This window comes from uncultured Virgibacillus sp. (genome assembly GCF_947495635.1).
GTDB lineage: Bacteria > Bacillota > Bacilli > Bacillales > Amphibacillaceae > Virgibacillus > Virgibacillus salarius.
In genome coordinates this window covers 1-237 of sequence record NZ_CANMAB010000257.1, presented here as the reverse complement: position 1 = coordinate 237, position 237 = coordinate 1, and the positions used below count along the sequence as shown (strand labels likewise).

The window sequence follows — 237 nt, the reverse complement described above, 5'->3', positions numbered from 1 at the left end:
GTTATTTTTAAGAAAAAACAGTTGCATGTTTTTCTCTTGACATACTGGTTGTTTTGTTCAGTTTTCAAAGAGCAAATATTGGTGGAGCCTAGCGGGATCGAACCGCTGACCTCCTGCGTGCAAGGCAGGCGCTCTCCCAGCTGAGCTAAGGCCCCATATAATGGTCGGGAAGACAGGATTTGAACCTGCGACCCCATGGTCCCAAACCATGTGCTCTACCAAGCTGAGCTACTTCCC

Annotated in this window: 1 tRNA gene; it reads right to left on the bottom strand. The window is 48.5% G+C overall.

The annotated features are described in order from the left end of the window. Positions 1 to 79: 79 nt before the first annotated feature. Positions 80 to 155, bottom strand: a tRNA-Ala gene (locus tag Q1A47_RS20765). Positions 156 to 237: the final 82 nt, after the last annotated feature.